Genomic DNA, 23233 nt, shown 5'->3' with positions numbered 1-23233 from the left:
CCCGCGCACACGCAAAAACAGCATAAGAGAGGGAGGGTTGGAAGTAAAAATTGCGTCAAAATGTAACAGGCAAGTTCGGCGTAGATGACGGTTATTTGGACGAATTTGCAGAAAATAGTTTGTTCACTGAAATTTTTGGTGCGCTTGGCCGCGGTGACGTTCTGCTGCAGCTCGGACGACGCGCCATGAATTGCAGAGCTAGAGCGATTTCTCTAAATCAAAATTCGCTGTCGCAACGCACGACGCTGCCGACCAATTTATATTCAGCGAAATGTGACTTTTGCCAGCGTTCCTGCGGCTGCCGAAACGTGATCGTCTCTTCCGAAAGTCATTCACAAGGTTTTCGTCTTGGCAAGAATTTCATGCTGAAAGCCGGGCGCGCCAGCGTGCGGACACGGCGCGAAATAGGGTTCGTGCGACTGTCCGGTAGCCGGTGTCGCCCACAATCGCTTGCCAAACGCCGGATCTTGTTGTTATAGTCATTCAACTTATAGGACTGTTCATGCACCACTTCGCTTTCTTTACCGGCTACTTTTATTTTTGGCTCCCAGCCTTCAGGCGGTTGAGTACAGGCCGGTGCACGTAAGCGAAAAGCAGCAAAGCGAACGTTCCAGCAGATACCAGAAACCGCCAGCGATGGCGGTTTTTTTTTACCCCGACAGTTTCAAGCGACACTACCTGGAGAGCCTCATGCAACGCACCGACGATCTGCGCATCCGCGAAATGAAGGAACTGACCCCGCCTTCGCACCTGATCCGCGAATTCCCCTGCACCGACAGCGCCTCCGCCACGGCTGCCGATGCCCGCGTGGCGCTGCACCGCATCCTGCACGGCCAGGACGACCGCCTGATGGTGGTCATCGGCCCGTGCTCGATCCACGATCCGAAAGCGGCAATGGAATACGCGCGCCGCCTGGCGCCGCTGCGCGAACAGCTCAAGGGCGACCTGGAAATCGTCATGCGCGTGTACTTCGAGAAGCCGCGCACGACGGTGGGCTGGAAAGGCCTGATCAACGACCCGTACATGGACAACAGCTTCCGCATCAACGATGGCCTGCGCATGGCGCGCGAGCTGCTGCGCGACATCAACGAGCTGGGCCTGCCGGCCGGCACCGAGTTCCTCGACGTGATCAGTCCGCAATACATCGCCGACCTGATCTCCTGGGGTGCGATTGGCGCCCGCACCACCGAATCGCAGGTGCACCGCGAGCTGGCCTCCGGCCTGTCCTGCCCGGTCGGCTTCAAGAACGGCACGGACGGCAATATCAAGATCGCCGTGGAAGCCATCAAGGCGGCCTCGCAGCCGCACCACTTCCTGTCCGTGACGAAGGGCGGCCACTCGGCCATCGTGTCCACCAACGGCAACGAGGACTGCCACATCATCCTGCGCGGCGGCAAGACGCCGAACTACGATGCCGCCAGCGTGGAAGAGGCCTGCAAGGCCATCGGCAACCTGGGCCTGGCCGCGCGCCTGATGATCGACGCCTCGCACGCCAACAGCTCGAAGAAGCCGGAGAACCAGGTGCCCGTGTGCGCCGACATTGCCGGCCAGGTGGCGGGCGGCGATTCGCGCATCGTCGGCGTGATGGTGGAATCGAATCTCGTCGGCGGCCGCCAGGATCTGGTGCCGGGCAAGGAGCTGACCTATGGCCAGTCGATCACCGATGGCTGCATCGACTGGGAGTCCAGCGTGCGGGTGCTGGAGCAGCTGGCTGAAGCCGTGCGAACGCGGCGCTTGAAGGGGGAGTAAGGCGGCCCGCGGTGCGCGCTTGGGGTCTGTCCCCGCAGGCTCCAAGGGGGGATGCGTTGTTGTCGGTAACAAGGGGACTGCCCCCAATGTTGGCCAGCGCCATCGCAGCGGTTGCAGAAATCGGGGTCAGTCCCCTGGCGGACGCTGGCGGTGGACGCGCGGGCGAGCTCTTGCCGGGGACAGACCCCGTGACTCGAACGCCTTCGGAACATCCCATGAAAAACGGCGCCGCGGCGCCGTTTTTGCATCAGGCCGTCAGGACCGGCGAACCGGCCAGGCCATCAGAACCGGTAGGAACCGGACAGGTAGAACTGCCGTCCCAGCGCGCTGGAATACGACGGGTTGTAGCCCACCTGGTGCGAACCGGCGTTACGCAGCGAGAACGGCGGGTCGCGGTCGAACAGGTTCAGGATGCCGCCGGTGATTTCCACGTTGGCCATCGGGCGGTACGCCACCTGGTAGTCGAACGTGGTGTAGCTCGGCACCTGCAGCGTGATCGCGTAGCACTCGCCCGGCGAACCGGCCACGATCACGGCGCAGTCGTCTTCCGTCTGCGGCTTGTCGATGTAGCCGTTGCGGTAGGCGGCGGTCAGCGTGTGCGTGAACTGCTTCGTCTCGAACGACGACGAGGCGCGGATGATGTGGCGGAAGGCCACGTCGTCGTTGCTGCTGTAGCGGTTCAGGTTGCTGGTCCATTCGTCGCTGGTGCCCGGTTCCGTGTAGCGCGAACGCAGCAGGTAGGTGCCGGCCAGGCGGTTGGTCAGCTTGCCGCCCCACAGGTTCATGCGGTGCTGGAAGTCGTAGTCGATGCCGCGGCTTTCCGCGCGGCCGATGTTCACCGGCGCATAGACGATCGCCAGCTCGTTGCGGCCCGTCGAGGCCACGTATTTCGTGGTGTACAGGTTCGCGTACTTTTCCCACTGCGCGAAGATCTGCGATTCGGCGACATCCGTGACCTGGTCGCGGATCTCCACCTGCCACAGGTCCAGCGCCATCGACACGCCGTTGAGCGGTTCCCACACGGTGCCGATCGACCACTGCTTCGACTTCTCCGGCGCCAGTTCCGCATTACCCGCGCGGAACGCTTCGAACTGCTGGCGGCCCACGCCGTTGCAGTAGGAGGCCAGCGGGTGGTTCGTGCCGGCCAGCGGGCAGTTGTAGTTGCCGCCCGTGACGCCCCAGTCTTCCTGCATGCCGGCGATCTGCTGCATCGTGGAGACGCGGAAGCCGGTGCCGGCCGCGGCGCGGAACATCAGGTTCTTCGTGGCCGAGTACTTGCCGGACAGCTTCCAGGTATTGGCGCTTTCGGTCTGGCCGTAGCTGGCGCCGCCGACATTGTCCTTGGTCGCGCCGATGCGGTCGTAACGCGCGGAGGCCGTCACTTCCAGCTGTTTCGTGATCGGCATCATCAGCTCGGCGTAGGCGCCGGCGTTGGCACGGTGGTAGCCGCTGTCGATGCTCGGGCTTTCGTACAGGATCTCGGCGTTCTTCGCCACGTCCTCGTTGGCCACTTGGTAGTTGGTGTCGCGATAGTCCACACCCACGCCCAGCATCGCCGTGCCGCCCGGCAGCTTGAACGCTTCGCGCGAGCCGCGCGCATCCCAGCCCTTCATGATCACGGTCTGCGTGCTGTACAGGCCGGAGAAGCCGGTGCCCAGCAGCGTGTTCTTCATCGCCTCCGGCATCTCGCCGTAGCCATAGGTGAACGGATCGAGCAGGCCCGCGTCGATCGCCGCGTCGAACTTGGCCGCGACCGGGAAGCCGCTGACATAGTCCTGCGTCTGGCGGTTGCGCGACCAGGTGAACGCCGAGTTCACGTCCCAGCCGAAGGCATTGCCATCGACGCCGGCAACGATGTGCGTGGCCTTGGTGCCGTAGTCGTACGTGCGGTTGCCCATTTCCATCAGGCGGTAGTTGGCCGTCACGCTCGTCACGCCGGCGGCCTGTTCGGCCGTCAGGTAAGGCGCCACGTAGCGGTTGTACAGCGCCGAGCCCTGGTCGATCGAGAACTGCGCCGGGAACGGTGCGATCGCGGAGCGCACATTGGCCTTGGTGAAGGCGAAATCGTAGAACGCCTTGAAGCCGCTGGCGCCCAGCTTGAATTCGCCGGAGCTGAACACGCCGTCGCGCTTCGTCTCGGGATTGATCTCGATCGTCGACGCGTGGTCGAAGTAGCAGTTGCCGTTGCCGTAGAAGTCGGCATTCATCGGCGCGCAGGCACCGTTGTGCGACAGCGCGTACGGGTTCAGGTTGACCGAGCTGGCGTCGCCATTGGCGGCCGTGTAGCGCACCGCGGCGTTGGCCGGCAGCGCCAGGCTGGAGCCGTTGATGAACTGCAGCGCACGGCCGTTGGCCGGGTCGGTGAAGTTGACGATGCCCGTCTTGGCGAACGAACGCTGCGATGCCTTCAGGGCCTTCTGTTCGTCGTGGCTGGCGGAGAAGAACACGCTGTAGCCATCGTCGTCGATGTCGCCGAAGCCCTTGGACAGGGAAACCGCATTGGACGAACCGCCGGAACGTTCGGGGCGGTTGTACTTGGCATCGATCTGCCAGTCGGAGGCACCCTTCTTCAGGATGAAGTTGACGACGCCGGCAATGGCGTCGGCACCGTACAGCGCCGAGGCGCCGTCGGTCAGCACTTCCACGCGCTCGACGGCCGACAGGGGAATCGAATTCAGGTCGATCGTGGTGCCGGAGTTGGCGGGCGCGATGCGGCGGCCGTTCAGCAGCACCAGCGTGTACTGCTCGCCGATATTGTGGATCGATGCCGTGGTGATGCCGCCACCGCCGCCGCCGACCGAATCGGCCGCCACGGAGAAGCCCTGCATCGCTGGGATCTGCTGGATGAAATCGGTGACGGTGGTGACACCCGTCTTCTTGATGTCCTTCTGGTTGAAGGACTGCACCGGCAGCGACGCTTCGGCAGCGATGCGCTTGATGGACGAGCCGGTGATTTCGACGCGCTGCATGGACTGCTCGCCGGCTTCCTGCGCGGTCGCGGCGTGCATGCCCATCGCCAGGCTGCCCGCGAACATTACGCGCAGGGAGCGAGACAAGACTTTCTCAATCATGACAACTTTCAGATATTGCGAACAACTGACAGCCCCGCCGGGTAGGGGAGGCTGGCGCAGCCCATGCTGCCAACCGGCAGTCACCATCGTTTAATGACCGGCGGATGCCCGCAATTCTCACAAATAATCACGGGGGCCGTAGTAAATCATCCGGGCGTGCTATTTGTCAATTTTTGTTCGGGGAATGTCACCAAATGTGACGTTCCGATGCTGCACGCGGCGATGCCGTAATAACGAAAAGGCGGCCCCGCAGGGCCGCCCGGTCAGTCAGTCGCGCTAGTTCAGAAGAACTTGTACTGCGCGCCGACCTTGAAGTAACGGCCCACGGCGCCGAAGTTATCCAGCGGGTTGAAGCTCATGCCACCGTAGGTCAGCGGATCCAGCGGTGCCACCCGGTCGAACACGTTCGACACCGAGGCGAACAGCGTGAACTGCTTGCTGACGTTCCAGCGGGTCGACAGGTCGACCGTCGTGAACGATGCCAGTTCGCAGCCGTTCGGCGCAACGGTGCCGTTGGCGAACTGGCTGGCGCACGGTGCGCCTTCGTAGCGGATGTTCTTCATGCTGTCGCGCCAGTTGGCCAGGCCGCTGAAGTTCCACGCGCCGATGTCCCACGAAGCCGTCAGGTTGACCTTGTTCTTCGGCGTGCCCATGCAGTTCGACGTGTCGCAGTTGCCGTGCGTGCCGGCGAACTGGTATTGCAGCGTGTCCGATTCGGCGCGCAGGAACGACGAGATGTGCGTCCAGGTCAGGCCCAGCGTGGCGCGACCGTAGTCACCCAGGCGCAGGCGCTGCTTGACATCCAGGTCGACACCCTTCACTTCCGTGAACGACGAATTGCGGTAGGCACCCGAGACCACCAGCAGCGTGCCCGAGTTCGGGATCACGGCGCCATTGGCGTCACGCAGGTTGTTGTCGTTGCGCACGGCAGTCGGGGAAGCGGCCGCTTCGGCGTACGACACCGGGTTGATCTCGTTGTTGCGCTTGATCTTGAACGCATCGACGGACAGGCTGGTGCCATCGAACGGATCCCAGACCATGCCGAGGGTGTAGCCTTTCGACTCTTCCGGCTGCAGGTTCGGGTTGCCGATCTTGATCGAGCTGACGGACACCGAGCAGTCGCTCTGGCTAGCGCCGGTGCGTGGGGTCGGCACGCCATTGACGGTCGGGCAGCGCACCGGATCCTGCGCGGAGGCGGAACCGACGGCCTGTGACATCGTGCTGTTCTCGGCCGCCGACGGGGCACGGAAGCCTTCCGTGTACGTGCCGCGCAGCGCGAACGTCTTCAACGGCGTCCACTTCAGGCCCAGCTTCGGCGTGGTGGAGTTGAAGTTGTCGTAGTGGTCGTAACGCAGCGCGCCCGTCAGTTCAACGGTCTTCAGGATCGGCAGCAGCGCTTCCACGTACACGGCCGACACCTTGGTATCGCCGAACGCGGCGGTGTAGCTGCCGTTGATCGAGCCGTCTTCCGTGCCGGACAGGCTCGGGTTGCTCAGCTTCTCTTCGCGGTGTTCGCCGCCGATCGCCAGGCCGATATTGCCGCCGGCCAGCGTCACCGGCAGTTCGCGGGTGGCCTTGAAGTCCACCACGTTCAGGCGCGTGGTCGAGTGCGAAGTCGAATTGCGCGACAGGGCCGCGTACAGCGCCGGCGAGTTCTTCGACGCCTGCGTGCCGATGTAGTAGGGGAAGTACTGGCTCGTTGGATCGCCCAGCGCAGCCTGCAGCACCTTCAGGTTCAGCATGTTGGACCAGCTCAGGTCCAGCTTCGACTCGGAGCGGGTGTAGCCGGCTTCCCAGTCCCAGCCGGCGTTGCTGCCTTTCAGGCCCAGCACGATGCGGTTGAATTCGTTCTTCGCGTCACGCACGGAGGCGCCGATGTCCCATGCCGAGTAGCGCAGGCGCACGTCCTGGCCGTATGGGTTCTGCGGATGCGTCGCGTCCATCACGATGGCCGAACCGTAGTTGATCAGCTGGTTCGCACCGCCGTTCGCGCCGGGGAACACCACGGTCGACGAGGTGGAGCCGGGCGTCATCGTAAACGACGTCTTGCGCTCGGAGTAACCGAGTTCCGTGTAGGCCTGCAGGTTCGGGTTGATCTGCCACGTGCCGCGGGTGTACAGGTTGACCGATTCGATCTGCGGCTGCAGCGAGCGGAACTGGTCCTGGTGCCAGACGCAGCCGCCGCGCGGATCGCCCTGCACGGAGGTCGAGAAGTTGGCGCAGCCCGGCAGCGACACGTATTGGCCGGTGGCCGGATTCAGCAGCGCGCCGGTCGGCGATGGCGATGCGGCGCCGTTGCTGATGTAGCCGCCCGCGTACTGCGTCGACAGGCCGTAGCCCCATGGGCGAATGTCGCCGTGGCCGATCCAGTCGCGGCTGGCGCGGTCGGAGGCCTTCAGTTCGTCGGACTGGTTGTATTCGGCGTTGAAGACCCAGTTGTACTTGTCTTCGTCCAGGTCGCCCTGGCCGTAGGTGATCGAGGCCTTGTTCTGCTTGGCGTCGTCGTAGCGCGACCAGCCCGTTTCACCGCGCACGGTGAGACCGGTGAAGTCCTTGCGCAGGATGATGTTGACCACGCCGGCGATCGCGTCGGCGCCGTACAGGGACGAGGCGCCGTCCTTCAGGATCTCGATGCGCTCGACGATCTGCATCGGCACGGTGGACAGGTCGGTGAAGCTTTTCTGGCCGTCGTCGGCACGGGCGAACGGCGCCATGCGGCGGCCGTTCAGCAGCACCAGCGTGGACGTGGCGCCCAGGCCGCGCAGGGAGATCGCGGTGGAGCCGGCAGCGAAACCGGAACCGAAGCCGGTCGGCAGCGAACCGGCGCCGTCGACGGTCAGCGTCTGCAGGTATTCGGCGACGGTGGCTTTGCCGGAGCGCAGCAGCTCGTCGCTGTTGATCACGGTGACCGGGGATGCCGTTTCGGCGCTGGCGCGCTTGATGCTCGAACCGGTGATCTCGACGCGCTGCATGCCCGCGTCCTGTGCTTGTGCCAGCATCGGCACGGCGGCGGCGCTCATGCCGGCGGCTGCGAACAGCAGGCGGACCGAACGGGCCATCATTTTTTCCATCATGGTGTCTATCTTTCTCATTGCCTTCAAACGTGAATCAGCGAGCTGTGACAACGTCGTGTGCTGCTTGGCTCCCCAGGCGCAGGAAACGGTGGCGTTCCTACGGGGGGCGATGAGACCACCTGGCGCGACTTTCCGTCAACGGTCGGGCAGGGCGGTTTTGTAACGGAGAGCGGGCGGGGCGGGGAGAAAGGAGGGGATGGCGCTTTTGGAAACTAGTTACTTCTTGGAAAAGATTCCCATCGTCGGCTAATTGTTCATATGTGGTGCAGTTTCTCCGAGGCACGTGACTATCGAAGAAATATTGCACGTTTGTCGCGTACCTGCAACAGAAAACAGATATGGCGGGAATCGAGCGCCCATAAAAAAAGCGCCCCTCGCGGGGCGCTCTTGCTTTTTTACTAAAGCTTCAGCTTAGAAGAACTTGTAGCTGGCGCCCACTTTGAAGTAGCGGCCGATCGCGCCCGATGCATCCATCGGGTTGTAGCTGATGCCGCCGTAGGTCAGCGGATCGAGCGGAGCGATCTTGTCGAAGGCGTTGTTCACCGAAGCGAACAGCGTCAGCTGCTTGTTGACGTTCCAGCGGGTCGACAGGTCGAGGGTCGTGAACGAAGCGATTTCGCAATCCTTCGTGCCTGGCTGGCCATTGGCCAGGACCGAAGCGCAGCCTGCACCTTCGTACAGGATGTTCTTCATCTTGTCGCGCCAGTTCAGGTTGCCCGCGAAGTTCCAGGCACCGATGTCCCAGGAAGCGTTCAGGTTGACCTTGTTCTTCGGCGTGCCGGCGCAGTTCGACGTGTCGCAGTTGCCGTGCGTGCCGGCGAACTGGTAGACGGTCGTGGCGCTTTCGTGACGGGCCCACGATGCGACGTGGGTGATCACGGCACCGACGGTGGCGCGGCCGTAGTCGCCCAGGCGCAGGCGCTGCTTGATGTCCAGGTCGACGCCCGAGATCTCGGTGAAGCTCGAGTTGCGGTACGGTGCCTGGGTCAGCACCAGCGTGCCGGTGTTCGGACGCACGACGCCGCCGACGACCAGGTTGTTGTCGTTGCGGATCGCGGTCGGCAGGGCCGCCGCTTCGTTGTACGGCAGCGGGTTGATCTCGTTCTCACGCTTGATCTTCCAGCCGTCCAGCGCCAGGCTCAGGCCGTCCAGCGGATCCCACACCATGCCCAGCGTGTAGCCTTTCGACGTTTCCGGCTGCAGGTTGGCATCGCCCACCTTGACGGCTGCGACAGGAATGGCGCAGTCGGTCAGCGTGGCGCCGCCAGCGGCAGGTACGCCGCCCGGGCAACGGATCGGATCGCGCACGGTCGAGGTGCCGGTCGATTGCGAAGCGCTGCTGCCTTCGGCGGCGCCCGGTGCACGGAAGCCTTCCGTGTACGTGCCGCGCAGGGCGAAGCTACGCACCGGGGTCCACTTCAGGCCGACTTTCGGCGTGGTGGAGTTGAAGTTGTCGTATTTGTCGTAACGGACAGCGGCGGACAGTTCCAGCGATTTCAGCAGCGGTGCCAGGATCTCGGCGTAGATGGCCGACACCTTGGCGTCGCCGAAGGCGGCCACGTAGCTGGAGTTGATGGAGCCGTTTTCCGAACCGGACAGCGATGGGTTCGACACTTTCTCGCGACGGTGTTCGGCGCCGACGGCCAGGCCGATGTTACCGCCCGGCAGGGCGATCGGCAGTTCACGCGTGGCCTTGAAGTCGACCACGGACAGGCTGGTCTTCGAGTGCGACATTGCATCGACCACCAGCGCCGCGTACAGCGAGGCCGGGTTCTTCGATGCCTGGGTGCCCAGGTAGTACGGGAAGTACTGCGACGCCGGGTTGCTCAGCGCCTGCTGCAGCACGTTCATGTTCAGCATGTTCGTGTATTCCAGGTCCAGCTTGGAATCGGAATACGTGAAGCCGGTGTCGTAGTCCCAGCCCAGGGCCGAACCCTTGACGCCCACGACGAAGCGGCGGAATTCGTTGTCCGCCTTACGCTCGGACGGGCCGATGTCGGTGGCGATGTAGCGCACGCGGGCCGGGGCGCCGAACGGGTTCTGCGGGTGCGAAGCGGCCAGCAGGTTCAGGTTGCCGTAGTTGATGAAGCCCTGTGGCGTCGTGGCGTTCGGCGGGAAGGCAACCGTTGGCGTGATCGACGGCGGCGTCATCGTGAAGCCGGTCGAACGCTTCGAGTAGCCCAGTTCCACGTAGGCCTGGGTGTTGTCGTTGATCTGCAGCGTGCCCTTCGAGTACAGGTTGGTGGACTCGATTTCCGGCTGCATGTCGCGCCACTGGTCGGCGTAGTACAGGCAGCCGCCGTTGGCGCCGGTCTGGTTCGTGGTCGCGGACAGCGTCGAGCAGCCTGGCAGGCTCACGTAGTTGGTCGACACCGGATCGCGCACCATGCCGGTGGTGGACGGGCTGACGCTGTTGGTGCCGTTGATGTAGCCGCCGGCGAACTGCGTGCCGACCGGGAAGCCGTAGGCGCGCAGGTCGCCGTTGCCGATGTAGGCGCGGCTGCGGCGGTCGCTGTTGGCGATGCGGTCCGACTGGTTGTATTCGGCGTTCACGACCCAGTTGTAGCGGTCGGTGTCCAGGTCGCCCTGGCCATAGGTGATGGAGGCCTTGTTGGCCTTGCCGTCGTCATAGCGCGACCAGCCCGTGTCGGCCTTGATTTCCAGGCCCTGCACGTCCTTGCGCAGGATGATGTTGACCACGCCGGCGATCGCGTCGGCGCCATAGGTCGACGAGGCGCCGTCCTTCAGGATCTCGATGCGCTCGACGATCTGCATCGGCACGGTGGACAGATCGGTGAAGCTCTTCTGGCCGTCATCGGCGCGGGCGAATGGCGCCATGCGGCGGCCGTTCAGCAGTACCAGGGTGGAGGTGGCGCCCAGACCACGCAGCGAGATCGCGGTAGAGCCGGCAGCGAAGCCGTTGCCGAAGCCGGTCGGCAGCGAGCCGGCACCGTCGACGGTCAGCGTCTGCAGGTATTCGGCGACGGTGCCCTTGCCCGATTTCAGCAGGTCGTCGCGGCTGATCACCTGGACCGGCGATGCGGTCTCGGCGCTGGCGCGCTTGATCGACGAACCCGTGATCTCGACGCGCTGGATGCTGGAATTGTCCTGTGCATTGGCAACACCGGCCATGCTCAGCGTGGCTGCCATGCCGCCGGCGAACACCAGGCGTACTGAACGAGCCATCATTTTCTCTACCATGGGTACTACCTCCACAAATAATTTCCGATGAACATCAGATGGGTGTGTCTGTGTTCGTGTCCCGGAAGCGATGAACTTCCTTGGGGACTCATGAAAGCATCGCGGGTTGACGCCGGTCAAACAAAAAGTTGTCGGGTTGAATTCATTTGCCGGAGGTCGAATTGCAGCTTCATTAAAAAAAGTGCATCTATTCGGCAGGATTCCGCGTATCTTCACGTCTTTTTACGGCAATTGCGCTCATCGTTAATCTTCGTAAATGAACAATGTGATGGCTAAGAAATTGTGGAGGAATTGATACAACTGCTGAGCAAAAGTTCTTATGACGCAACTTTATTCGGCGAACTCACTTTATTAATGCAATATCTGTCGCGCAGCGGACTTTTGCGCTATCGTGCTGCCTGAAGGACAGACCCGCTTGCCCAGCCGGCGGCATTGCCTTTTATTCATTGTCATGACTATGCCCGCCTTTCTCCTGCGCCGCCTGTGGCAGATGCTGCCGACGATGCTCGGCGTGGTGCTGCTCGTTTTTATCCTGTTCAACTGGGTGGGCGGCGACCCCGCCTATCTGCTGGCCGGCAAGATGTCCAATGCCGAAGCGATCGCCAATATCCGCCGCCAGCTGGGCGTGGACGAGCCCTACCACGTGCAGCTGCTGATCTTCCTGAAGCAGATCGTCACGTTCGATTTCGGCCAGAGCTGGGCCACCGGCGAGCCTGTCGGGCACGTGCTGGCCTCGCGCCTGGGCCCGTCGCTGACGGTGCTGGTGCCGCTCACCGTCCTGGAAACGCTGCTGGGCATCGCACTGGCGCTGGCCATCGCCTTCGTGCGCGGCTCGCTGACGGACCGGCTGACGATGGTGGCCTGCACGGCCGCGATGTCGGTCTCGATCCTCGTCTACATCATCGTCTTCCAGTACGGCCTGGCCTACAAGCTGGGGCTGTTCCCCGTGCAGGGCTGGGGCGACCATTTCACGGACAACCTGCTGCGCTATGCGCTGCTGCCGATCCTGATCGGCCTGGCGGTATCGATCGCGCCCACCTTGCGGCTGTACCGCAGCTTCGTGCTCGACGAAGCGAACCAGGATTACGTGCGCACCGCGCGCGCCAAGGGCCTGCCGGAGCGGCGCGTGATGTGGGTGCACGTGCTGCGCAACGCCGCCATCCCGATCCTCACGCACGTGATGGCCAACCTGCCGGCGCTGCTGATCGGCGCCTTCCTGCTGGAGCGCTTCTTCGGCATTCCCGGCATCGGCCGCGAAGTCATCCTGGCCGTCGAGCGCAGCGACTTCCCCGTCATCAAGGCGATCACCGTGTATGTCGCGGCTGCCACGATGGTGTTCAACCTGCTGACGGACCTGCTGTACCAGGCCGTCGATCCGCGCGTGCAGCTGCGATGAGGGCGCCGGTGACGAATGGCTCGGCCGGCTTGTGGACGCTGGCCTGGAAGCGGCTGCGGGCCGACCGGCTGGCGATGGCGGCGCTGGCCGTGGTGGCGGCGTTCCTGCTGCTGCTGGTGCTGTCCGCCAGCGGCCTGGTGGCTGCCGATTGGGAAGACGAGGTGGGCGTGAACTATGCGCCGCCCACGTTTGCCGGCGTGCCCAATCCCGGCACCGTGGCTGCGGCCACAACGGCGCCGCCGGCGCGGGCAAACCCGTTCGATCCGCTGGCGGCCGACCTCGCAGCGCTGCGCGCGCAGCTGCCCGATGGCGGCGCGCCGCCGGTGCGCCGCGCCACGCTGCCGTTCGGGGCCGACAAATGGGGCCACGACATCGTGCAGAAGACCATCAAGGGCGGCGAGACATCGATCGTCGTCGGGCTGGTTGCGGCCTTCGTCGCCGTCGGCCTCGGCACGCTGTTCGGCGCCATCTCCGGCTACTACGGCGGCCTGGTCGACGATGCGTTCAACTGGCTCTACAACGTGTTCACGTCGATCCCGTCGATCCTGATGATCCTGACGGTGGCGGCGGTGCTGCAGCAGAAGGGCGTGCTGACGATCGTGCTGATCCTGGGCCTGACGGGATGGACCGGGCCGTACCGGCTGATCCGCGCCGAATACATCAAGCACAAGGCGCGCGAGTACGTGCTGGCGGCCGATGCGATCGGCGCCTCGGCATGGCGCAAGATGTTCGCGCACATCTTCCCGAACGTGAGCCACGTGGCGCTGGTGCAGATGTCGATCCTCGTCGTCGGCTTCATCAAGGCCGAGGTGATCCTGTCGTTCCTGGGCTTCGGCGTGCCGGCCGGGGTGGTGTCGTGGGGCTCGATGCTGAACGAGGCACAAAATGAACTGTTGCTGGGCAAATGGTGGCAGCTGACGGCGGCCGCCACGGCAATGGCCGTGCTGGTCACCGCGTTCTCGCTGCTGGCCGATGCGCTGCGCGATGCGCTCGATCCGAAGGTGAAGACACGATGACGCAGGAGACGAACAACCTGCTGGAAGTGCGCGACCTGCGCATCGCCTTCCGCGTCGACAAACACACCATTTTCGAGGCCGTGAAAGGCATCTCGTTCGACGTGCCGCGCAACGCAACGGTGGCGCTGGTGGGCGAATCGGGCAGCGGCAAGTCCGTCAGTTCGCTGGCCGTGATGGGTCTTCTGCCGCGCGAGAACACGCTGGTCGATGCGGGCAGCAGCATCCGCTTCGATGGCCGCGACGTGCTGCATCTCGATACGGCGGCGCGCCGCGCTCTGTGCGGGCGCGACATCGCGATGATCTTCCAGGAGCCGATGTCCTCGCTGAATCCCGTGTTCACCGTCGGCTTCCAGATCGGCGAGGTGCTGCGCCGGCACATGGGCATGAACCGCCGGCAGGCACGCGTGCGCACGCTGGCGCTGCTGGACGAAGTGGGCATTCCCGATCCGGCCACGAAGATCGATGCGTATCCGGGCCAGATGTCCGGCGGCCAGCAGCAGCGCGTGATGATCGCGATGGCGATCGCCTGCGAACCGAAGCTGCTGATCGCCGACGAGCCGACCACCGCGCTGGACGTGACGATCCAGCAGCAGATCGTGGAACTCATCGCGAAGCTGCAGCGCCAGCGGGGCATGGCCGTGCTGTTCATCACGCACGACCTGGGGCTGGTGAGCGAGATCGCCGATGAAGTGGTGGTGATGCGGCATGGCGAGATCCGCGAGCAGGGCAGCGCGCAGCAGGTAATCGGCGCACCGCGCGACGACTACACGCGCGCGCTGCTGCACTGCCGGCCACCGCTCGATGCGCGGCCGCTGCGGCTGCCCGTCATCGCCGATTTCATGGAGGGCGGCACGCGGGCGGATGGGATGGCGGACGCGGTGCCGCAGCGAACCCGCGGCTATGCGGCGGACGACGAGATCATCCTCGACGTGCGCAACCTGAAGAAGAGCTTCTGGGTCCGCGAAGGCCTGTTCGGCAAGCGCGAGTTCCAGGCCGTGCAGGACGTGTCGTTCCGTCTGCCGCGCGGGAAGACGCTGGGCGTGGTTGGCGAATCCGGTTCCGGCAAGACCACCGTCGGCCTGACGCTGCTGCGGCTGCACCAGGCCAGCGGCGGCAGCGCGCTGTTCGAAGGGCGCGACCTGCTGGCCATGTCGCCGCGGGAGTATCACGCGTATAAACGGCGCATCCAGATCGTGTTCCAGAATCCGTACGCCTCGCTGAATCCGCGCTTCACGGTGGGCCAGATCCTGCTCGAGCCGATGCGCCTGCACCGTATCGGCGCCAACGATACCGAGCGGGTCGCGCTGGCGCTGCAATGGCTGGCGCGCGTCGGGCTGCCGGCGGCGGCGCTGCACCGCTACCCGCACGAATTCTCCGGCGGCCAGCGCCAGCGCATCGCCATCGCGCGCTGCCTGACCCTGCGGCCGGAAATCCTCGTCTGCGACGAATCCGTCTCCGCGCTGGACGTCTCCGTGCAGGCCCAGGTGCTGAACCTGCTGCAGGACCTGCAGGACGAGTTCGGGCTGTCCTACCTCTTCATCTCGCACGACCTGGCGGTGGTGAAGTACATCTCCGACCACGTGATGGTGATGCGGCACGGCGCCGTCGTCGAAAGCGCCGACGCCGACGAGCTCTACCGCAACCCGCAGCACCCGTACACGCGCACGCTGCTCGCCGCCATCCCCGGCACCCGCTAGCCACTGTCCAGCCCGTGTCAGCATCGGGGTCAGTCACCAAAGTTGACACGGGCTCAGCCTTATTAAAGCCGAGCTTGTGTCAACAAACGTGACTGACCCCGAAGTTGACACGAACTCGGCTGTGGCGGTATCTCCAATGGCGCCTGACGGCGGGGGCGGGATACGTTAAGATGGCGGGACCATGGCGAACTTCATCTATCTTCTGCAGGAATACGGCGTACTGATCGTGTTTGCCGTCGTCCTGGTCGAGCAGATGGGCGCGCCGATTCCCGCGTATCCGATCCTGATCGTGTCCGGCGCGCTGTCGATGAATGGCGGCACGCCGCTGGCGGGGGTGCTGGCGGTGGCGATGTGCGGCTGCCTGGCGGCGGACCTGTTCTGGTTCAACGCGGGGCGCCGCTACGGCAAGCGCATCCTGAAGGTACTGTGCCGGATCTCGCTGTCGCCCGACTACTGCGTGTCCCAGACGGAGGACAACTTCCGCAAATGGGGTCCGAAGTCGATGATCGTCGCGAAGTTCATCCCCGGCTTCAACACGATCGCGCCGCCGCTGGCGGGGGCGATGGGCACGCCGCTGCCCCTGTTCCTGTCGTTCAGCCTGCTCGGAGGGCTGATGTGGAGCCTGACGGGCATCCTGATCGGCGTGTATTTCCAGCAGAACGTCGACGAAGTGCTGGGCATCCTCGCCACGATGGGCGGCACCGCGCTGGCCGTGCTGGGCACGCTGCTGGGCCTGTTCGTGCTGTTCAAGTACGTGGAACGGCGCCGCTTCCAGCGCGCCATGCGCGTCGAACGCATCCATGTGGAAGAGCTGCGCGGCCTGCTCGACGGCGGCAACGCGCCCGTGATGGTCGATGCCCGCAGCGCCACCGCGCGCCGCCTCGATCCGCCGGTGCCGGGCGCGCTGCACGTGGACGGCAACCTGTCCGGCCTGCTGGCGGTGCTGCCGAAGGACCGCGACATCATCGTCTACTGCAGCTGCCCGAACGACGTGACGGCGGCCGCCATCGCCAAGCAGCTGCACGCCCACGGCTTCGAAAATGCCCGTCCACTGCATGGCGGCCTGGAAGCCTGGAATGGCGCTTTCCGTCCGGACGTCGTGCTCGATGGCGGCGAGGGCGACCTGCCAGCGCCGGGCGCCTCGCACTGACTCGCTCACTGAACCGCTCAGTGAACCGCTCAGTAAACCGCTCAGTCGCGCAATCACACTTTGTAGTATTCCTACGCTGCCTCGCGCAGCAACCTTGCGGGAGGCCGTGTGCTTGCGCTCGAACTGCCAGGATCGACGCCGCCTCATGTAATTAAACTACGTGAAACGCTTGCACGGCCGCGGCCAAATCCGATAGCATAAGCGACACTTTTTCTCCCGATAGCCCATGAACGCCATGTCCACACCCGCGCCGCAGACCGTCTTGCAGACCGCTCCTTCCGCTTTTCCCGGCGGTCCGCGCCTGCTGGCCGACGTGGGCGGCACGAATGCGCGCTTCGCGCTGGAGACGGCGCCGGGGCAGGTGGGTCATGTGCACGTGCTGCCCTGCTGCGAACATCCGACGCTGGCCGCCGCGCTGCGCGCCTACCTGGCGCTGCCGGACATCGCGGCCGTGGCACCGGTGGTGAAGCACGGCGCGATCGCCATCGCCAATCCGGTCACCGGCGACCATGTGCGCATGACGAACCACTCGTGGGAATTCTCGATCGAGGCGATGCGCGGCGAAGTGGGCTTCGACGTGCTGGCCGTGGTGAACGACTTCACGGCGCTGGCCCGTTCGCTGCCGCAGCTGGGCGAGCAGAAGCGCAAGGTCGGTGGCGGCGAGCCCGTGGCCGGAACGCCGCTGGGCCTGGTCGGTGCCGGCACCGGGCTGGGCGTGTCGGGACTGGTGCCGTCGGCGTCCGGCTGGACGGCGCTGCTGTCGGAAGGCGGCCATGTCAGCTTCGCGCCCGTCACCGAAAAGGAAGTGGCGATCCTGCAGTTCGCCTGGCGCGAGTTCGAGCACGTGTCGGCCGAGCGGCTGATCTCCGGCAACGGCATCGAGCTGCTGTACCGCGCGGTCGCCCACCTGCGCGGCGTGGCGCCGGAAAAACTGTCCGCCGCCGACGTGGCGCGCCGCGCGCTCGATGGCAGCTGCTCGCTGTGCGACGAGGCGATCGAAGCCTTCTGCGCGATGCTGGGCACCGTCGCCGGCAACCTGGCCGTGACCCTGGGCGCACAGGGTGGCGTCTATATCGGCGGCGGCATCGTGCCGAAGCTGGGCGAGCGCTTCGGCCGCTCGGCGTTCCGCGCGCGGTTCGAGGACAAGGGCCGCATGCGCGCCTACCTGGCCAATGTCCCCACCTATGTGATCACGGCCGAGTATCCCGCCTTCCTGGGCGTTTCCGCGATCCTGGCCGAGCGCCTCGGCGACCAGCCGGCAGCCTGACAGCGCCATTTCGCTGCACCGGTGAATTGCACCCGGCGAGGTTTTATGGGTTACAATGGCGGTCATTGGATGAAACGGCTCCCCCCGACCACGCAGTTCTTCCGGGTCCGCCAGCGGTCACGCTCCTGAAATACCGCGTTCCGACGATGCATCTCCCCTCCAGCCCCGGCACTGCCGGCCAGATCGTTTCTGGCCCAACCGCTATTCGAGGGCGGACTGCGGCTCCCTGCATCGCTTTGCAACCACTAGTGGCTTTATGGATACAGCTGAGGCGAAAAGAGTCCTCGAAACCGCGCTGCTTTGCGCTCGTGAGCCGCTGTCGGTGCACAGCCTGAAGAAGCTGTTCGTCGATGGCGACGATGCCGGCCGGTCGCCGGAAGACGGTGTGCCGTCCGAAACGATCAAGGGCCTGCTGGCCGAGCTGCAGCAGGAGTGGCAGGGCAGGGGCCTCGAAGTGGTGTCCCTGGCGACCGGCTGGCGCTTCCAGAGCCGGCCCGAGATGAAGCAGTACCTGGACCGGCTCAATCCGGAGAAGCCGCAGAAGTATTCGCGGGCGACGCTGGAAACGCTGGCGATCATCGCGTACCGCCAGCCCGTGACGCGCGGCGATATCGAAGAGATCCGCGGCGTGGCCGTGAACTCGCAGACGGTCAAGATGCTGGAAGACCGCGGCTGGGTCGACGTGGTCGGCCACCGCGACGTGCTGGGACGCCCGGCACTGCTGGGCACCACGAAACAGTTCCTGGACGATTTGGGATTGCAGTCGCTGTCCCAGCTGCCGCCCCTGCAGCAAATGGGCGACGTGCAGAATGCCGATCCGATCGACGTGCTCGAGGCGGCGCTGCAGGAGAATTTCGAGAAGGCGGCGCATGCCGCCACAGCCAATGACAATGAAGCGCCCGGGGAATCCTGCCCCGACGAACCGGTGCCGGCGCCGCCCACGCAAGATGACAAGCATGAACAACACTGACAATATTCCCGAGACCGGTGCGCCGGCTGAACCCGCCGTGAAACCGAAGCGCCGCACCAAGGCGCAGATCGAGGCGGCTGCCGCCGCGGCAACGGAGGGCGCGGCCGCACCGGCACCCGAAGCGAAGCCGAAGCGCACCCGCAAGGCGGCTGCACCGGCTGCGGCATTGATCACCGAGTCGGGCAGCGACAGCGCGCCGGCAGCAGCACCAGCCGACGCTGCCGCCGTGACCGAATCCGCCACCGTGAAAAAGCCGCGCGCCCGCACCAGGAAGGCTGTCGAGCCGGCCGCTGAAACCGCGGCTCCCGTGGCAGCAGCCCAGGCTGCAGCCGAGGCCAGCCCGGCTGCCGATGCGGCACCGAAGGCACGTACCCCGCGCGGTCCGCGCCAGATGCGCGAACAGCGCGCGCTGCGCGAACTGGAGCGCGCCGAACATGCCGGCCAGGCCGAAGCGCCAGCCGGCATCGAAGCTGCCGCGCAGCCTGCGGCGGAAGCCGTAGCGCCCGTGGCCGCCGAGGGTGCGCCGCAGGAAGAGCGCCAGGGCGGCAATGAAGGCAATGGCGCAGCGCGCGGCGAAGGCCGCCGCGATGGCCGCGGCCGCAACAAGAACGGCAAGGGAAAACAGGCCAACGGCCAGCCGGGCCAGCCAGCCCAGCAGGGCCGTGGCCAGCGCGGCCAGCAGCGCCCGGGCGGTGCCAGTGGCAAGCCGAGCGAAGCCGATGCCGTGTTCTCCTTCGTTACCTCGGATGAATTCGACAAGGCCGAAGGCGCGCGCAGCAAGCAGTCGCCGAAGGCCGTGCGCCGCGACCTGACGGCCGATGACGATGCCCCGAAACTGCACAAGGTGCTGGCCGAAGCGGGCCTCGGTTCGCGCCGGGACATGGAAGACCTGATCGTGGCCGGCCGCGTGTCGGTGAACGGCGAACCGGCCCATATCGGCCAGCGCATCCTGCCCGCCGATGCGGTGCGCATCAACGGCAAGCTGATCCAGCGGAAGGTGAGCAAGAAGCCGCCGCGCGTGCTGGTGTACCACAAGCCGGCCGGCGAGATCGTGTCGCATGACGATCCGGATGGCCGCGCCTCCGTGTTCGACCGCCTGCCGCAGATGAAGGTCGGCAAATGGATCGCCGTCGGCCGCCTGGACTTCAATACCGAAGGCCTGCTGCTGTTCACGACCAGCGGCGACCTGGCGAACCGCCTGATGCACCCGCGTTACAACATCGACCGCGAATACGCCGTGCGCACGCTGGGCGAGCTGGAAGAGGGCATGCGCCAGAAGCTGCTGGCCGGCGTGGAGCTGGAAGACGGCATGGCGCAGTTCTCCAAGATCGCCGATGGCGGCGGCGAAGGCGTCAACAAGTGGTACCGCGTGGTGATCGGCGAAGGCCGCAACCGCGAGGTGCGCCGCATGTTCGAGGCGATCGGCCTGACCGTCTCGCGCCTGATCCGCACGCGCTACGGTGCCCTCACGCTGCCGTCGAACCTGAAGCGCGGCCGCTGGGAAGAGATGGAAGAAAACACCGTGCGCGACCTGCTGTCGCTGGTCGGCGTGGAGAAGAAGGCCTCGGCCGAGGGCGGCGCCAAGGGCGAGCGCAGCGGCAATGACCGCGGCGAGCGTAACGGTAACGAGCGAAACGGTAACGAGCGCAACGGTAACGAGCGCAATGGAAATCAGCGTGGCGGCGAGCGCGGCAACGAGCGTGGCAACGAGGCGGGTGCCCGTGGTGGCGAGCGCCGCGGCCGCGAGCGCGAGTCCGAACCGAACTTCAACCGCATGGATGTCTCGAACAAGAACGCCGATCCGTTCCCGCAGGCGCCACGCGGCGGCCGCGGCCGTCCGGGCGGTGCTGGCCAGGGCAACGGCAGCGCCTTCGGTGCCGGCCTGGGCCGTGCTGGCCGCGGCCAGGGCGGCATCGGCCGCGCCACGCTGGGTGACCAGGGCAACGGCGGCGGCCGTCCGCAGCAGGGCAAGAGCGGGCGTCCGCGCCAGCCCGACCCGCTGCAGACGACGTTCGGCTTCGCCGGGCAATCGCAGCGTCGGGGCGGCGGCCAGCCGCGCGGCGGTGCGACGGACCACGGCATGCCGCGGCGTCGCAAGGGCTGATTTGCGGCTTGCGGCTTGATATCCGGCCGGGTGCTCCCATATGGGATCCCTGGCCCAATGCCGGCGAGCGCGACTGACTGATGTGGCGGCCAGCCCGCCCGGGTTCCCGCCCGCTCTGCAGTACAAAAAACAACCTTGTCGCTGTTGTAATAGCGTGCCATCGCCTATGCGGCGTTGCAGCGAAATCATTAGCACGTTATAATAAGCGGCCTGATAAAAGCTCTCTGACCGGATTGATCGCAGAGGCTGTTCCGAGATTGCCAAGCTGAAACGCCTGGAATCCGGGCCCGTCAGGTGGGAAACACAGGAAGATGGGCAGTTGCCCATTTTTTTTTTGCTTCGCGAAATGTGAAGCACAAATGTGCGGCACCCATGTGCAGCACAACTTGTGAACCGTTTTACCCGAGGTCGGCGGCAGGCGCCGCGGCCCGATCTGGAGATTTTCTTTGCAACTGCCGGAACTGATTGAGAAGACCGTAGCGGGTCTGGGCTACGACCTGGTCGATTTCGAACGGGCCGAGCGCGGCCTGCTGCGCGTGTATATCGATTTTCCTGCCGCGGATGCGGAGGAAAAAGGCCCGATCACGGTGGAAGACTGCGCCACGGTGAGCCACCAGCTGTCCCACGTGCTGACGGTCGAGAACGTGCCGTACGAACGGCTCGAGATCTCGTCGCCGGGCCTGGACCGGCCGCTGCGCCGCCTGGTCGACTTCGAACGTTTCGCCGGCCTGGAAGCCATCGTGAAGCTGCGCCTCGCGCTGCCGGGCACCGCGAACCGCAAGTCCTACCAGGGCATCCTGCAGGCGCCGGAAGGCGAGCAGCTGGGTATTGAATTTGAAAGTAAAGATGGTCCTGCGGTGCTGAATTTCACGCTCGCGGATATGGATAAGGCACGCTTGGTGCCGCAGGTGGATTTTAGGAGCCGCAAAGCATGAGTCGCGAAGTTTTGTTATTGGTGGACGCGCTGGCGCGCGAAAAGAACGTCGACAAGGACGTGGTCTTCGGCGCGCTCGAATTCGCGTTGGCGCAGGCCACGAAGAAGCGCTATGAAGGCGAAGTGGACATCCGCGTCTCGATCGACCGCGAGTCCGGCGAATTCGAATCCTTCCGCCGCTGGCACGTGGTGCCGGACGAAGCCGGCCTGCAGCTGCCCGACCAGGAAGTGCTGCTGTTCGAAGCGAAAGAGCAGATCCCCGATATCGAAGTCGACGAATACATCGAAGAGCCGATCGAGTCGGTGGAATTCGGCCGCCGCTTCGCGCAGGACACCAAGCAGGTCGTGCTGCAGCGCGTGCGCGATGCGGAACGCGAACAGATCCTGCAGGACTTCCTGGAGCGCGGCGATGCGCTGGTCACCGGCACCATCAAGCGCATGGAACGTGGCGATGCGATCGTCGAATCGGGCAAGATCGAAGCGCGCCTGCCGCGCGACCAGATGATCCCGAAAGAGAACCTGCGCATCGGCGACCGCGTGCGGGCCTTCATCCTGCGCGTGGACCGCAATATGCGTGGCCCGCAGGTGATCCTGTCGCGCACCGCGCCGGACTTCATCATGAAGCTGTTCGAGCTGGAAGTGCCGGAAATCGAGCAGGGCATGCTGGAAATTAAATCGGCCGCCCGCGATGCCGGCGTGCGCGCCAAGATCGCCGTCTACACGGCCGACAAGCGCATCGACCCGATCGGTACCTGCGTGGGCATGCGCGGTTCGCGCGTGCAGGCCGTGACCGGTGAGCTGGGCGGCGAGCGCGTGGACATCGTGCTGTGGTCGGACGATCCGGCGCAGTTCGTGATCGGCGCACTGGCCCCGGCCAACGTGTCGTCGATCATGGTCGACGAAGACAAGCACGCCATGGATGTCGTGGTGGACGAGGAAAACCTGGCCATCGCCATCGGCCGCTCCGGCCAGAACGTGCGCCTGGCGTCCGAACTGACGGGCTGGAAGATCAACATCATGACGGCCGAGGAATCGGCCGACAAGGCGGCCCAGGAAACGGCGGCAGTACGCGCCCTGTTCATGGCGAAGCTCGATGTGGACCAGGAAGTGGCCGACATCCTCGTCGAGGAAGGCTTCAGCAGCCTGGAAGAGATCGCCTACGTGCCGATCTCGGAGATGCTGGAGATCGAGGCATTCGACGAAGACACCGTGAACGAGCTGCGCACCCGCGCCCGCGACGCGCTGGTGACGGAAGCGATCGCGTCGGAAGAAGGACTGGAAGGCATGGAAGAAGGGTTGGTAGGCCTGGAAGGCATGGACCGCATCACGGCGGGCAAGCTGGGCCTCGCGGGCATCAAGACGCTCGAGCAGTTTGCCGGCCTGGCCTACGACGAATTCGGCGCCATCCTGGCGCTGTCGACGGACCGTGCACGGGAACTGATCACCAACGAATTTGAAGATGTGACCGACGATGAAATGAAGCTGGTCGACGGCAAGTACGACGATCGCGCCAAGGCTCTCCAGGCCAAGGCATGGTCTTCGGCGGAGGCGGCCCGCGCGTAAGCGCAGGGCACGACAGCAAAATCAATATCATCGCGACACAT

14 protein-coding genes are annotated in these 23233 nt (G+C 64.9%); 11 read left to right on the top strand and 3 right to left on the bottom strand.

Annotated elements, in window-relative coordinates; all coding sequences use genetic code 11:
- Positions 1-50 precede the first annotated feature (50 nt).
- Together IP91_RS14555 and aroG are read left to right on the top strand one after the other, a co-directional pair.
- Positions 51-479: a hypothetical protein gene (locus IP91_RS14555; RefSeq protein WP_145649771.1), complete on the top strand. Its 429-nt coding sequence runs from the start codon at positions 51-53 to the stop codon at positions 477-479.
- Between the two features lie 211 nt (positions 480-690).
- Positions 691-1749, top strand: a complete 1059-nt coding sequence (gene aroG / locus IP91_RS14550) for a 3-deoxy-7-phosphoheptulonate synthase AroG (RefSeq protein ID WP_145649770.1) — start codon at positions 691-693, stop codon at positions 1747-1749.
- 281 nt (positions 1750-2030) lie between these two features.
- Here aroG and IP91_RS14545 read toward each other — a convergent pair whose 3' ends face one another.
- The 3 genes from IP91_RS14545 to IP91_RS14535 all read right to left on the bottom strand — a co-directional run bounded on the left by IP91_RS14545 (position 2031) and on the right by IP91_RS14535 (position 11083).
- Positions 2031-4805, bottom strand: coding sequence for a TonB-dependent receptor plug domain-containing protein (locus IP91_RS14545; RefSeq protein ID WP_158643148.1), 2775 nt, complete (start codon positions 4803-4805; stop codon positions 2031-2033).
- Between the two features lie 296 nt (positions 4806-5101).
- A complete protein-coding gene (locus IP91_RS14540) occupies positions 5102-7894 on the bottom strand; it encodes a TonB-dependent receptor (RefSeq protein WP_229474425.1) in 2793 nt (930 codons plus the stop codon).
- Positions 7895-8305: 411 nt separating this feature from the next.
- Complete coding sequence (locus IP91_RS14535) at positions 8306-11083, bottom strand: TonB-dependent receptor (RefSeq protein WP_229474423.1); 2778 nt, start codon at positions 11081-11083, stop codon at positions 8306-8308.
- A 469-nt stretch (positions 11084-11552) separates the two neighbouring features.
- Between IP91_RS14535 and IP91_RS14530 the strand changes: the two genes are divergently transcribed.
- The 9 genes from IP91_RS14530 (at position 11553) to nusA (ending at position 23192) form a co-directional block, all read left to right on the top strand.
- On the top strand, positions 11553-12491 hold the full coding sequence (locus IP91_RS14530; RefSeq protein WP_145649768.1) for an ABC transporter permease: 939 nt from the start codon (positions 11553-11555) through the stop codon (positions 12489-12491).
- The gene (locus IP91_RS14525; protein WP_145649767.1) at positions 12488-13507 is read left to right on the top strand and encodes an ABC transporter permease; all 1020 of its coding nucleotides are present in this window, start codon (positions 12488-12490) and stop codon (positions 13505-13507) included. The genes IP91_RS14530 and IP91_RS14525 overlap by 4 nt, the downstream gene beginning before the upstream one ends.
- Complete coding sequence (locus IP91_RS14520) at positions 13504-15204, top strand: ABC transporter ATP-binding protein (protein WP_145649766.1); 1701 nt, start codon at positions 13504-13506, stop codon at positions 15202-15204. Before IP91_RS14525 ends, IP91_RS14520 begins: the two co-directional genes overlap by 4 nt.
- 181 nt (positions 15205-15385) lie before the next feature.
- Complete coding sequence (locus IP91_RS14515) at positions 15386-16354, top strand: VTT domain-containing protein (protein ID WP_145649765.1); 969 nt, start codon at positions 15386-15388, stop codon at positions 16352-16354.
- Between the two features lie 226 nt (positions 16355-16580).
- Positions 16581-17621, top strand: coding sequence for a glucokinase (locus tag IP91_RS14510; protein WP_145649764.1), 1041 nt, complete (start codon positions 16581-16583; stop codon positions 17619-17621).
- A gap of 256 nt (positions 17622-17877) precedes the next feature.
- On the top strand, positions 17878-18591 hold the full coding sequence (gene scpB, locus IP91_RS14505; protein ID WP_145649763.1) for an SMC-Scp complex subunit ScpB: 714 nt from the start codon (positions 17878-17880) through the stop codon (positions 18589-18591).
- Positions 18578-20695: a 23S rRNA pseudouridine(2605) synthase RluB gene (gene rluB, locus IP91_RS14500; protein WP_145649762.1), complete on the top strand. Its 2118-nt coding sequence runs from the start codon at positions 18578-18580 to the stop codon at positions 20693-20695. The genes scpB and rluB overlap by 14 nt, the downstream gene beginning before the upstream one ends.
- Before the next feature lie 446 nt (positions 20696-21141).
- Positions 21142-21630, top strand: a complete 489-nt coding sequence (gene rimP / locus IP91_RS14495; protein WP_145649761.1) for a ribosome maturation factor RimP — start codon at positions 21142-21144, stop codon at positions 21628-21630.
- Complete coding sequence (gene nusA, locus IP91_RS14490) at positions 21627-23192, top strand: transcription termination factor NusA (protein ID WP_145649760.1); 1566 nt, start codon at positions 21627-21629, stop codon at positions 23190-23192. Before rimP ends, nusA begins: the two co-directional genes overlap by 4 nt.
- The last annotated feature ends 41 nt before the right edge of the window (positions 23193-23233 follow it).

This window comes from Pseudoduganella lurida (assembly GCF_007830455.1).
GTDB classification, from domain to species: Bacteria; Pseudomonadota; Gammaproteobacteria; order Burkholderiales; family Burkholderiaceae_D; genus Rugamonas; species Rugamonas lurida.
The sequence above is the reverse complement of the archived record's forward strand: the minus strand, read 5'-3'. Positions and strand labels throughout refer to the sequence as shown.

Excerpts from the sequence above, each read along its gene's own strand:
- aroG (WP_145649770.1), top strand. The coding sequence starts at position 691 with ATGCAACGCACCGACGATCTGCGCATCCGCGAAATGAAGGAACTGACC.
- IP91_RS14540 (WP_229474425.1), bottom strand. The coding sequence starts at position 7,894 with ATGATGGAAAAAATGATGGCCCGTTCGGTCCGCCTGCTGTTCGCAGCC.
- IP91_RS14535 (WP_229474423.1), bottom strand. The coding sequence starts at position 11,083 with ATGATGGCTCGTTCAGTACGCCTGGTGTTCGCCGGCGGCATGGCAGCC.
- IP91_RS14530 (WP_145649768.1), top strand. The coding sequence starts at position 11,553 with ATGCCCGCCTTTCTCCTGCGCCGCCTGTGGCAGATGCTGCCGACGATG.
- IP91_RS14525 (WP_145649767.1), top strand. The coding sequence starts at position 12,488 with ATGAGGGCGCCGGTGACGAATGGCTCGGCCGGCTTGTGGACGCTGGCC.
- IP91_RS14520 (WP_145649766.1), top strand. The coding sequence starts at position 13,504 with ATGACGCAGGAGACGAACAACCTGCTGGAAGTGCGCGACCTGCGCATC.
- IP91_RS14515 (WP_145649765.1), top strand. The coding sequence starts at position 15,386 with ATGGCGAACTTCATCTATCTTCTGCAGGAATACGGCGTACTGATCGTG.
- IP91_RS14510 (WP_145649764.1), top strand. The coding sequence starts at position 16,581 with ATGAACGCCATGTCCACACCCGCGCCGCAGACCGTCTTGCAGACCGCT.
- scpB (WP_145649763.1), top strand. The coding sequence starts at position 17,878 with ATGGATACAGCTGAGGCGAAAAGAGTCCTCGAAACCGCGCTGCTTTGC.
- rluB (WP_145649762.1), top strand. The coding sequence starts at position 18,578 with ATGAACAACACTGACAATATTCCCGAGACCGGTGCGCCGGCTGAACCC.
- nusA (WP_145649760.1), top strand. The coding sequence starts at position 21,627 with ATGAGTCGCGAAGTTTTGTTATTGGTGGACGCGCTGGCGCGCGAAAAG.